At 36.5% G+C, this 12,997-nt stretch carries 11 protein-coding genes; 10 read left to right on the forward strand and 1 reads right to left on the reverse strand.

The window, feature by feature from the left end; all coding sequences use genetic code 11:
- On the reverse strand, positions 1 to 1,107 hold the full coding sequence (gene ytvI, locus C8270_RS11335) for a sporulation integral membrane protein YtvI (protein ID WP_106496937.1): 1,107 nt from the start codon (positions 1,105 to 1,107) through the stop codon (positions 1 to 3).
- Between the two features lie 338 nt (positions 1,108 to 1,445).
- Here ytvI and citZ point away from each other — a divergent pair, with 338 nt between their 5' ends.
- The 10 genes from citZ (at position 1,446) to speD (ending at position 12,893) form a co-directional block, all read left to right on the forward strand.
- Complete coding sequence (gene citZ / locus C8270_RS11340; protein ID WP_106496938.1) at positions 1,446 to 2,564, forward strand: citrate synthase; 1,119 nt, start codon at positions 1,446 to 1,448, stop codon at positions 2,562 to 2,564.
- A 152-nt stretch (positions 2,565 to 2,716) separates the two neighbouring features.
- The gene (icd, locus tag C8270_RS11345) at positions 2,717 to 3,988 is read left to right on the forward strand and encodes an NADP-dependent isocitrate dehydrogenase (protein WP_106496939.1); all 1,272 of its coding nucleotides are present in this window, start codon (positions 2,717 to 2,719) and stop codon (positions 3,986 to 3,988) included.
- Positions 3,989 to 4,165: 177 nt separating this feature from the next.
- Positions 4,166 to 4,858 carry a response regulator transcription factor gene (locus tag C8270_RS11350; protein ID WP_106496940.1) on the forward strand — a complete coding sequence of 231 codons (693 nt, stop codon included), beginning with the start codon at positions 4,166 to 4,168 and terminating at the stop codon, positions 4,856 to 4,858.
- A 2-nt stretch (positions 4,859 to 4,860) separates the two neighbouring features.
- On the forward strand, positions 4,861 to 6,228 hold the full coding sequence (gene pnpS / locus C8270_RS11355; RefSeq protein WP_106496941.1) for a two-component system histidine kinase PnpS: 1,368 nt from the start codon (positions 4,861 to 4,863) through the stop codon (positions 6,226 to 6,228).
- A gap of 114 nt (positions 6,229 to 6,342) precedes the next feature.
- Entirely contained in the window at positions 6,343 to 6,468 is a 126-nt protein-coding gene (locus C8270_RS20685) for a hypothetical protein (protein WP_267894848.1), read from the forward strand.
- A gap of 38 nt (positions 6,469 to 6,506) precedes the next feature.
- The gene (polA, locus tag C8270_RS11360) at positions 6,507 to 9,146 is read left to right on the forward strand and encodes a DNA polymerase I (RefSeq protein WP_106496942.1); all 2,640 of its coding nucleotides are present in this window, start codon (positions 6,507 to 6,509) and stop codon (positions 9,144 to 9,146) included.
- Positions 9,147 to 9,163: 17 nt separating this feature from the next.
- Entirely contained in the window at positions 9,164 to 9,988 is an 825-nt protein-coding gene (mutM, locus tag C8270_RS11365) for a DNA-formamidopyrimidine glycosylase (RefSeq protein WP_106496943.1), read from the forward strand.
- 15 nt (positions 9,989 to 10,003) lie between these two features.
- Positions 10,004 to 10,603 (forward strand): dephospho-CoA kinase, encoded by a 600-nt coding sequence (gene coaE, locus C8270_RS11370; RefSeq protein ID WP_106496944.1) that lies wholly within the window; start codon positions 10,004 to 10,006, stop codon positions 10,601 to 10,603.
- A 620-nt stretch (positions 10,604 to 11,223) separates the two neighbouring features.
- Positions 11,224 to 12,255 (forward strand): glyceraldehyde-3-phosphate dehydrogenase, encoded by a 1,032-nt coding sequence (locus C8270_RS11375; RefSeq protein WP_106496945.1) that lies wholly within the window; start codon positions 11,224 to 11,226, stop codon positions 12,253 to 12,255.
- A 239-nt stretch (positions 12,256 to 12,494) separates the two neighbouring features.
- Positions 12,495 to 12,893: an adenosylmethionine decarboxylase gene (gene speD, locus C8270_RS11380; protein ID WP_106496946.1), complete on the forward strand. Its 399-nt coding sequence runs from the start codon at positions 12,495 to 12,497 to the stop codon at positions 12,891 to 12,893.
- Positions 12,894 to 12,997: the final 104 nt, after the last annotated feature.

The raw sequence follows: 12,997 nt of genomic DNA on the forward strand, positions 1-12,997 counted from the left end.
TTAACCTTTGATAAAATACCATAACTGATTAAAAACGCCGGATTGATAGAGCACATTTAACAAAACTAACAGTATTGGTGCTAGTAATAATCCGAAAAATCCCCATATTTGCATGCCAAGGAAAACGGCAATAAGTACGGAGAGTGGACTGACCCCAAGGGATGTTGATAATAATTTTGGCTCCAGAATTTGCCGCCCAATAATAATGATCATATAAAGAATTGATATGCTAATGGTCATCATATAATTTGAAACAAGAAAATTATAGACAATCCATGGAATAAAAATGATCCCAGTTCCAATATATGGAAATAAATCAACAACAGCAGTGATTAAAGCAATCGTTAGTGCGTGGTCAACATCAAGTATCCGTAACCCAATAAAAATAATTAGTGCAGTTAAACTTATGAGTATTATTTGTGCTTTAGCGAAGCCAAATAATGCTCTCTTTAAATGTCTCCAAATGTGTTTGATTGATTCATTTGCAGAAGTAGGAATAAGGTTTGTGCATGTTTTTTGTAGCGCTGACCAATCCTTTGTCAGGAAAAATGTAGCCAAAATAATAAACGTTAACACAACGAAAGAATTAGGTATTACACTTAGAGCAACAGGGATTTTTAACAAAATATTGTTTAAAAACACTGTACCGGATGTGGCAATTTTATTAGTGATTTGCTCTAAATTAAGCTGAATGGTTTTCTGCTGAGATGGGTCTAATGTATGGAAAAATGAAATGACTTTATGATAAACCGGCAATATCTTTGATTCCATAAATTGCTCTCCATAATGAACTAACGCCTTGAAGTGGGTTGGGATAACTTCCGCTAAATATGTTGTTCCTTGGATAAATTCCGTAATTAATAAAATAATACTACCAAGAACGAAAGCAAATACGGATATGATAATGGTTACTGCAGCTAATGTCCGCGGGAATTTTAATTTCCTTTCTAAAAATGTGACTGCAGGGTTAATCATAAATGAAAATAGGGTGGCAAGGAAAATTGGATAAAGATACATAAAAGTGTATTTTAGAAAGAAAATGATAGATAGGATAATAGCTAAGACAAACAGGGATCTTAATAGTTGAAAAGTGAGTTGCTTGTACATTCTTTCACCTCATTACAACGTCAATTCGTTTAAACCTTGTACTTATTTACTTATGAATTAATACCGGGAATTAGACGTATGAAAGAGGTTATGTGTCAGTGAATCTGATTAACAGTTGTAAACAAATGGATATTTACCCGGTATTTAGTTAAAAAGTGAACGTTTCGTGAAAAATATTGCTGAATTTAATCGCTTTCGATTCACATTGCTTTCAGATTACTTTATAATTGTTCATGGGGATGACAATGTTGTATTTTTATAAGAAATATTGTAAAACATATTTTATAACGATTTGTCATAAGCGAATGAGTAAATTATAGAAAAGGAGAGGGTTTGTTATGACAACAACTAAAGGGCTTGAAGGGGTTGTAGCAACTCAATCGTCAATTAGTTCTATTATTGATGATCAACTTACATATGTTGGTTATAGAATTGATGATCTAGCAGAGAATTCCAGTTTTGAAGAAGTGGTTTATTTATTATGGAATTTAAAACTACCAACTAAAACGGAATTGAATGCATTTAAAGCAGATCTTGCTGAAAATATGGAGCTTCCAGAAGCAGTTATTGAACATTTACGCTCTTATGATCTATCCACTGTTCATCCCATGGCAGCATTAAGAACAGCTGTATCCATTTTAGGGTTGTATGACGAAGAAGCAGATGTAATGGAAGAAGCTGCAAATAAACGAAAAGCAGTTCGTCTGCAAGCAAAAATGGCTACAATTGTTGCAGCCTTTGCACGTATTCGTCAAGGAAAAGATCCGGTTAAACCGAAAAAAGAATTAGGTTACGCTGCTAATTTTCTTTATATGATGAATGGTGAAGAAGCAAAAGACATTGAAGTAGAGGCAGTAAATAAGGCACTTGTGCTACATGCTGATCATGAATTAAATGCATCAACATTTACTGCACGTGTCTGTGTCGCAACATTATCAGATGTTTATTCTGGTGTTACTGCAGCAATCGGAGCACTTAAAGGCCCGCTTCATGGTGGAGCCAATGAACGTGTAATGAAAATGTTAACGGAAATTGGCGAAGAAGAAAATGCGATTCCATATATTAAAGAGAAAATTGCGAATAAGGAAAAAATCATGGGTATGGGTCACCGTGTATACCGCAGTGGCGATCCACGTGCGAAACATTTAAAGAAAATGTCAGAAGAACTAACGAAGATAACAGGTCAACCGAAATGGTATAACATGTCGGTTAAAATTGAAGAATACATCAAAGAAAATAAAGGTCTTCCTGCTAACGTTGACTTCTATTCAGCATCTGTTTATCACAGTTTAGGAATTGACCACGATCTATTCACACCAATTTTTGCCACAAGCCGTGTTTCCGGCTGGTTAGCACATATTTTGGAACAATATGCAAATAACCGCTTGATCCGTCCACGTGCTGAATATGTTGGACCAAAGACACAAGACTATGTAGCAATTGAAAATCGTAAATAACATTTTTAACAGAATAAAGACGTTTTAAACAGCAAAGGTCTATTTAAGTATTTTTTATGGCATAAAGTAGCCGGTGTGTTGCCGGCTATTATCACGTATGAACGAAATATGATAGAATGTAGTTGTACAAGATGAACTAGGAGGTAAATGTTATGTCACAAGGAGAAAAAATCACAGTTGAGAATGGAAAAATGAACGTTCCAGATCGTCCGATTATCCCATTTATTGAAGGAGATGGAATTGGTCCGGATATTTGGGCTGCTGCACGTAAAGTTATCGAAGCTGCAGTTAAAAAAGCATATAATGATACAAAATCAATCGAATGGACTGAAGTATATGCAGGTCAAAAAGCATTCGATAAAACAGGTGAATGGTTGCCAAACGAAACACTTAAAACAATTGATGAGTATAAAATTGCAATTAAGGGACCACTTACAACTCCAATTGGCGGAGGAATTCGTTCTTTAAACGTTGCATTACGTCAAGAATTGGATTTATTTACATGCTTGCGTCCAGTTCGCTATTTCGACGGTGTACCATCACCGGTTAAACGTCCTGAAGATGTGGACATGGTTATTTTCCGTGAAAACACAGAGGACATTTATGCTGGTATTGAATGGCAAAAAGGATCCCCTGAAGTGAAAAAAGTAATTGATTTCCTTGAAAATGAAATGGATGTACATAATATCCGCTTCCCAGAGACTTCTGGTATTGGTGTTAAGCCTGTGTCTGAAGAAGGTACAAAACGTCTAGTGCGCGCTAGTATTCAGTATGCACTAAACGAAGGGCGCAAAAGTGTTACACTTGTTCATAAAGGTAACATCATGAAATTTACAGAAGGTGCTTTTAAGGCGTGGGGATATGAAGTTGCTGAACAGGAATTCAGTGACAAAGTGTTCACATGGGCAGAGTATGATCGCATTGTTGAAAAAGACGGTAAAGATGCAGCTAATAAAGCACAAGATGAGGCTGTTTCTGCAGGTAAGATCATCGTAAAAGATGCGATTGCTGATATTTTCTTACAACAAATTTTAACTCGTCCAAAAGAATTTGACGTTGTAGCAACAATGAACTTGAACGGTGATTATATTTCTGACGCATTGGCAGCACAAGTTGGTGGCATTGGCATTGCACCAGGAGCAAATATTAACTATGATACTGGACATGCCATTTTTGAAGCAACACATGGTACAGCACCAAAATATGCTGGAATGGACAAAGTAAATCCATCATCTGTTATTCTTTCTGCAGTGTTAATGCTAGAGCATTTAGAATGGAGAGAAGCAGCAGATTTAATCGCAAAAGCTATGGATAAAACAATTGCATCTAAAGTTGTTACGTATGACTTTGCTCGTCTAATGGATGGTGCAAAAGAAGTCAAATGCTCTGAATTTGGTAATGAATTAATTAAAAATATGGACTAAATCATAATGAATTGTTTGAGGCTGCTTCCTATACTCGGAGCAGCCTTTTTCTATGTGATATTTTTTATAGCTTATGCCTTTGTAAAAAATTCTTTACGATCTTAGCTATTCACATAATCAACACTTCCATGTAAGATAAACATATCACGGGTTGTTCATTAAAATGGGGGCAATGATATGAAGCAAACTATTCTGATTGTTGATGATGAAAAATCAATTGTTACGTTATTAAAATTTAATATTGAACAGGCGGGATTTCAAACTGAGGTTGCTTTCGATGGATTGGCTGCAATCGAAAAAGTAAAACAGCAAGCCTTTGACCTGATTGTGCTTGATCTGATGCTTCCCAAAATGGATGGGATGGAGGTTTGTGAGTATTTAAGGCAAAATAAAATAGATACACCTATTTTAATGTTGACAGCCAAAGATGACGAGTCAGATAAAATAGCTGGCTTGGAGTTAGGTGCAGATGATTATTTAACAAAACCGTTTAGCCCTAAAGAAGTAATTGCCAGGATAAATGCGATATTGAGAAGGACTAGAATAGGACCAGCCGCCCATCATAGGTTTATCCGGATTGGGGATCTTACAATTTTTCCCGAGCGATATGAGGCTGAAATGCATGATCGGGTGTTAACCTTTACTCGTAAAGAATTTGAGCTTTTGCATTATTTGGCCAATCACAGAGGAAAAGTATTATCAAGGGACCAATTATTAAGTGCCGTCTGGAATTACGACTATGCAGGGGATACACGAATTGTTGATGTACATGTCAGCCATCTGCGGGAAAAAATTGAGCCAGATACAAAACGTCCAATGTACCTGAAAACAGTTCGGGGACTTGGTTATAAAATGGAGGGGCCGAGTTAAACGTGCGTGCACTATTTAGTAAACCACTTCGTACATATATGATTGGTATTTTATTGCTTGTCATTGCCACTGGTGCAGTAATTAGCCAATTAACAAATGCATATATTATTTTATTCTCTGTTTTAATCATTGAATTTATTGTTTTAGTTATTATATTACTACATGTTTTCGAAAAATATATGAAGCCAATTAAGAAAGCTACAAGAACGGTTGATGAACTTGTAAAAGGAAATTACCGTGCGCGTATTCATCATCCGGCAGTTGGCAGTGTTGGTGAGCTGAGCAGTAAAATAAACATTTTAGCTCGAAACCTTAGCGAACTCTCTATTCAGGAAGAAATGCAAGAGAAACAATTATTTACTGTTATTGATAACACGCAAAGTGGTTTAGTTTTAATTGATGAAAAAGGCTATGTACACCTTGTGAATCGGAAATTTATATCAATGTTTGGCGGAACATCACGTGATTACGTTGGTTACTTATATTATGATGTATTAGAGAATGAAAAGATTCATCAGACTGTTCAACAAACGTATCTATATGAGGAAACCGTCAAAGTGTCATTTACGCAAATAAAGGGCTTAGACAAAAAGTATATCGAAATAGTTGGTGCACCTATCTTTAATGAAAAGAAGATGTTAAAAGGATCTGTACTCGTTTTTTACGATATTACAGAATTAAAAAAATTGGAGATCATGCGCAAAGATTTTGTAGCAAATGTCTCCCATGAACTAAAAACGCCGATTACCTCGATCAAGGGATTTGCTGAAACATTATTGGATGGTGCGGCAAATGATGCTGCAACGCGTGAAAACTTTTTAGGTATTATCTTTGAGGAAAGTAAGCGGCTGCAAGTATTAATTGAGGATTTGTTAACACTATCAAAGTTGGAAAAAGATGAATTCCGTTTACATGTTACAGAAGTAAATATGGAAGAACTAGCTCACAAGGTTCTTCCAATGATTAAACAACAAGCGGAAAGAAAACAAATCCAATTAACCGTTTCTCTAGCAGAAGGATTGGCAATTATGGCTGATGAAGATCGCATCAAGCAGGTGATTCTTAATCTTTTGGCTAATGCGATCAGCTATACATCAGAACATGGGAAGATATCTTTTATGATAAGTGAAGGTGAAGAACATATTCGAATTTCTGTTGCAGATACTGGTATAGGTATTCCACAGGACGCGATACCACGAATATTTGAACGCTTTTACCGTGTTGATAAAGCTCGAAGTCGGAATACTGGGGGAACTGGGTTAGGGCTAGCCATTGTGAAGCACATTGTAGAAGTTCACAATGGTGAGATAAAAGCAGCTAGTGAGCTAAATAAGGGTACAACCTTTGATGTTTATATTCCTAAAAAATAACTTAAGGCTAACTTTACTACGGAAATAAAGTTAGCCTTTTTACATTAAAAAGCTTAGCGAAACTGGTATAATGAAATAAATAGTGCATGTTACATGAGAGGAGTCACTCAGGACATGGAGATAAATGGAATCGGAATAATAATTATCATCATCATTGCATATTTACCGATTGTTTATAACTTACAAAAACGAATCCGTAAATTGGAGAACCAGGTAAATGAATTACAAAAACGCAGATAAAATTTGCAAATATATAACTGGACAGAGGAGGCAGTAGTGTGTCAAAAAAACTAGTACTAATTGATGGAAACAGTATTATTTATCGCGCTTTTTTTGCATTGCCATTACTAAATAACGATAAAGGTGTTTATACGAACGCGGTTTATGGTTTTACAACAATGTTATTAAAAATTTTAGAAGACGAAAAGCCTACACACATGCTTGTGGCATTTGATGCAGGGAAAACGACATTTCGCCACAAAACATATAAAGAGTATAAAGGCGGGAGACAGAAAACACCACCAGAATTGTCGGAACAGTTTCCAATCCTAAAAGAACTACTCGATGTCTTCCATATTTCTCATTATGAACTTGACCAATATGAGGCAGATGATATTATCGGAACTTTATCAAAAAAAGGCAATGAGGAAGATTGGGACGTCACGGTGATCTCGGGTGATAAAGATTTATTGCAACTCGTTTCAGATAATGTAACCGTAAATTTAACGAAAAAAGGGATTAGTGATGTCGAATCCTTTACACCAACATTTATGATGGAAAAAATGGAAGTGACACCAGATCAGATTATTGATCTAAAGGCATTGATGGGGGATAATTCCGATAATATCCCAGGAGTACCAGGTGTTGGACAAAAAACAGCAACAAAGCTAGTGAAACAATATAAGACGTTAGAAGAAGTGTACAATCATATTGACGAGATTAGTGGTAAAAAGTTGAAAGAGAATTTAACTAATCATCAAGAAGAAGCTTTTATGAGTAAGGAGCTTGTTACGATTAACCGTGATTCACCGATCGATGTAACAGTTAACGACATTGTTTATGATGGCTACGAACAGAACAAAGTCAGTGCTATGTTTAAGGATTTGGGATTTCAGTCTTTATTAAATAGACTGACAGGGGAAGCAGATGAAGTAACCGAACAAGCTGTAGAATTGACTGCTATTGATTATACGGTAGTCGATGAATTAACACCGGATAGTTTTACAGGTGAAGAAGCGATCGTTGTAGAAATGCTTAGTGACAACTACCATCAGGCGCCAGTTGAAGGAATCGGAATCGTTAATGATAAGCAAGCATATTTTGTTCCAACAGAAATAGCAGCACAATCGAAAGTATTCAAAGAATGGGCAGAAGATCCAGCAAAGAAAAAGTATGTATTTGATGCGAAAAAAACATTAGTAGCATTATTGAATCTTGATATGGAAATAAAGGGAATCACATTTGATATGTTGCTTGCTTCCTATTTACTAAATCCAGCAGAGAATCATCATGACATACCAGCGATTGGGCATCGAATGGGGAATCAATCGATTTTATTTGATGAAGAGGTCTATGGAAAAGGTGCAAAACTTAAAGTACCTGAGCAAGAAAAGCTCGCAGACCATGTTGTTCGAAAAACAAATCTTTTATTTGCGATCAAAGCGGACATGGAAAAGCAGTTGAAGCAAAATGAGCAATATGAATTGTTTAGGGAACTAGAAATGCCACTTGCTATCATCCTTGGAGAAATGGAGCATACTGGTGTTTTAGTAGATGTAAAACGTCTTGAAAATATGGGGATTGAATTAAAACAACGATTACATGACATCGAAAACAAAGTGTATGAACTTGCAGGTGAAACATTTAATTTAAATTCACCTAAACAGCTCGGACCAATTCTATTTGAAAAGCTTGGACTGCCCGTAATTAAAAAGACGAAAACAGGCTACTCGACCGCTGCAGATGTATTAGAACAATTAAGGGACGAGCATGAGATCATTCCTAAACTGTTGCTATATCGACAATTGGGTAAATTGCAATCAACATATGTGGAAGGACTATTGAAAGTTGTCGATAAGGATTCCCATAAAATTCATACACGATTCAATCAAGCTCTAACCCAAACAGGACGATTAAGTTCAATTGACCCTAACCTGCAAAACATTCCCATTCGTTTAGAAGAAGGAAGAAAAATTCGTCAAGCTTTTGTACCCATAAAAGAGGATTGGATCATGTTTGCTGCTGATTATTCGCAAATTGAGCTGCGTGTTTTAGCCCACATTGCGAAAGATGAAAAATTGATTGATGCGTTTCAGCATAATACGGACATCCATACACAAACAGCGATGGAAGTGTTTCATGCCGGAAAAGACGAAATAACCGCAAATATGCGACGTCATGCAAAAGCGGTAAACTTTGGCATTGTATATGGTATTAGTGACTTCGGACTTTCACAAAGCCTAGGAATTACCAGGAAAGAGGCTAAACAGTTTATTGAACGCTATTTGGATAGTTATCCAGGTGTTCGCAAATACATGGATGAAATTGTTCAGGACGCGAAACATAAAGGCTATGTAACAACATTAATGAATCGCAGAAGATATTTGCCGGAAATTACAAGTCGAAATTTTAATAAACGGAGATTTGCGGAACGAACAGCTATGAATACGCCAATACAGGGAAGTGCAGCAGATATTATTAAAAAAGCTATGATAGACCTACACGAAAGGTTAATTGACGAAAAGTTAACTGCAAGAATGCTACTACAAGTACATGATGAACTCATTCTTGAAGCACCTAAAGATGAAGTAGAAAAGCTAAAGAATATTGTACCAGCTGTCATGGAAAATACCGTTGAACTTGATGTACCACTGAAAGTAGAGTATGAATATGGAAAAAGCTGGTTTGATGCAAAATAGTAAGGGGAAAAGACGACATGCCAGAATTACCAGAGGTAGAAACAGTTAAAAATACATTAAAACGATTAGTAATGGGGAAAACAATTGAATATGTATCCGTCTTGTGGCCAAATATCGTGAAACAACCTGATGACGTAGAGCAATTTAAACTTATTTTACAGGGTCAGACGATTCACGATATAACTCGTAAGGGAAAGTTTTTGCTTTTCCAGTTAGATGATTATGTCCTTGTTTCTCATTTACGTATGGAGGGGAAATACAGTGTCCATCAAAAAACTGAACCTTTAACAAAACATACACATGTCATCTTTAGCTTCTCAGATGATACAGAGCTGCATTATAATGACGTTCGTAAATTTGGAACGATGCATGTTTTTCTTAAAGGGGAAGAGTTTGACCAGAAACCACTTAATCAATTAGGACCAGATCCATTTGATGAGCGTTTCACATTTGACTATTTTTATAACAAATTAAAGAAAACGGACCGTGTTATTAAATCTGTATTGTTGGACCAAACAATCGTTGCAGGACTGGGTAATATCTACGTTGATGAAACACTGTTTAAAGCAGGGGTCCATCCGCTGAAAAAAGCGAGTAAATTAAGCAAAAAAGAAGTATCAACAATCCAAATAGCATCGATTGCAACCTTGAAAGAAGCAGTTGCTCAAGGTGGTACAACGATCCGTTCATATGTAAACGGACAAGGTGAAATGGGAATGTTTCAACAAGAGTTATTTGTATATGGTCAGGAAAACCGGGCATGCAAGAAATGTGGCAAACCGATCGTCAAAATGAAAATCGGTGGCAGAGGAACACATCTTTGTATGTCATGTCAAAAATAGTAAGGAGATGATGAAATGGCGCTAATCATCGGTTTAACTGGGAGTATTGCGAGCGGAAAAAGTACTGTTTCTCTAATGTTCGATGACCATAATATTCCAGTAGTTGATGCAGATAAACTATCTCGAGAAGTCGTGAACCCTGGAGAAAAAGCGTATAACCAAATAGTGGAGATGTTTGGACAAGATGTGTTACGTGATGATAAAACTATTGATCGAGAGAAATTGGGTTCTATTATTTTTGCGGATGAAGGAAAACGAAAACTGTTAAATAATATTGTTCATCCTGCCGTCCGAGAAAAGATGTTGCAGAGAAGAGACGGATTTGTAGAAGCAGGTGCAACGTGTGTTGTTCTTGATATACCATTACTTTTTGAAAGTAAATTAACCCATTACGTTGATAAAACGTTGGTTGTATATGTTGATGAGCATGTTCAGTTAGAACGGTTAATGAATCGTAACCATTATTCAGAAGAAGAAGCAAGGCAGCGAATTGAGTCACAAATTCCAGTGTCAAAAAAAGCCGCGATGGCTGATGCGGTAATTGATAACAATGGAACAAAGTACCAGTCTTATGAACAATTAGAGAAATTTTTAAGTGAATGGAACGCGATATAACTGGAAAAGCTCAGGTCCCGTAGCCTGAGCTTTTTTAATATCGTAATGTTTGTTGCTTTTTTATTTCGTAGTTGATATAAAATGCGACACAAATTGAGATGATGGACTACCGTTCCGGAAAAACACTTCGCTTTCCGCGGGCTCGCGCTGAGCCTCCTCGTGAGAAAACCGTTCACTGCGGGGTCTCATCGTCTTCGCTTTCCCGCAGGAGTCTTCGTGTTTTCCTTCACTGGTGTTGTATTTTGTCATCTTAATTCAATTATTTTGATGCTTGTCAAGGAAGTTTTAAAGCATAAATTTTCACTCACAAGCAGCCCGTATACACGTAGACTCCTGGGGGATGAGAGGCATAGGTGAGACCCCGCAGTGCGTTAGCACGAGGAGGCTCTCCAGCCGCCCCCCCGGAAAGCGAAGTGTATACGGGCTGCGGGGCGGATAGCGACAATCTATGCGAAATCACCATAGCACTTATTTCGCATTATATATCTATTGTGTAAAACAACAATCGTTTAGAAGGTAGTCAAAAACAATTAAATTTAATAAGCACATTCTTCGATTAATGTGTTATACTATTTGTAACAATTGATAAAAAGAGTATAACATATATAGGAGGACTACAAATGAATAAAACACGAATTGCTATTAATGGATTTGGTCGTATTGGGCGGATGGTTTTCCGTCAGGCGATTAAGGATAACCAATTAGATGTTGTTGCGATTAATGCAAATTATCCTCCAGAAACACTTGCCCATTTAATTAAGTATGACAGTGTTCACGGAATTTTTGACGGGGAAGTGAAAGCGCTTCATAATATGCTTGAAGTCGATGGGAAAGAAGTATTACTTGTCAATTCTCGAGAACCAGAAACACTTCCATGGAATGATTTTGCCATTGACATCGTAGTTGAAGCAACTGGAAAATTTAATTCCAAACAAGGAGCAGGATTGCATTTACAGGCAGGAGCTAAAAAAGTAGTTATCACTGCCCCTGGTAAACAGGTAGATAAAACGATTGTAATGGGTGTTAATCAAGACACTTATAACCCGGCAGAAGATCATATTATTTCCAATGCATCTTGTACAACAAACTGTCTAGCGCCTGTTGTAAAAGTATTAGATGATCACTTTGGTATTAAGAATGGTTTGATGACAACGGTTCATGCGTTTACCAACGATCAAAAAAACATTGACAATCCACATAAAGATTTACGTAGAGCAAGAGGGTGCACACAATCGATTATACCAACATCAACAGGGGCAGCGAAGGCGTTAGGTGAAGTATTACCGCATTTAAATGGAAAATTACATGGGATGGCATTGCGAGTACCTACACCTGATGTGTCATTAGTTGATTTGGTTGTAGATGTTAAACGATCGGTGACAATTGAAGATATAAATCATGTGTTTAAACAAGTAGCCGAAAATGAACTTAAAGGAATCCTAAAATACAGTGAAGAACCACTTGTTTCAATTGATTATACAACAACCGATTATTCTGCAATTATTGATGGATTAACCACAATGGTAATGGAAGATAATAAGGTGAAAGTATTAGCCTGGTATGACAACGAGTGGGGTTATTCACATCGGGTGATCGATTTAACAAAATTCATCGGGAGCTGTTTGCAACAGGAACAAGTAAAAATCTCTTAATTATTTAGTGAATGTAGTGGCAAAGGAAATTCAGTCATAGTACTGATTTTCCTTTGCTTTCTTCATTGCAAAAACCCTTGAAACAGTTTATACTTCTTCATAAACTTCTATGAAATTATGAAATGTTAAACATTTGCTTAAGGATTAGGACCTTTTTGGACTAACGATCCCCCGTGGCAGGATGTTTATAACATATAGGAGTCTTTTTAACCATATATGTTTTGAGGGGAAAATTAATTATGGATACAATGGGTAGGCATGTAATTGCTGAATTATGGGAATGCAATATTGATAAATTAAATGACATGGGTCTTATTGAACAAATTTTTGTTGATGCAGCATTAAAAGCAGGAGCAGAGATTCGCGAAGTTACTTTTCATAAATTTGCGCCTCATGGTGTAAGTGGGGCTGTGATTATCTCTGAGTCACACTTAACCATTCATAGTTTTCCGGAACATGGTTATGCAAGTATTGACGTCTATACATGTGGTAGCATTATTGACCCAAATGTTGCAGTACTTCATATTGTTGAATCGTTGGAAGCAAAAACATATGAAAAATTGGAAATTTCGCGTGGAATGGGTCCTGTTAAGGTAAATCAATTTCGCTGCTTTGTACAAAATAATACTGATTTATAAAATAGGGTTGATCATCCTGATGTGTGATCAACTTTTTATTTATGATTTTTGATAGTCGATTTTCATAAAACATGTTAAAATAAAAGGTAATATAGAATTTCTAA

Source organism: Lentibacillus sp. Marseille-P4043 (assembly GCF_900258515.1).
Classification (GTDB): Bacteria; Bacillota; Bacilli; order Bacillales; family Amphibacillaceae; genus Lentibacillus_C.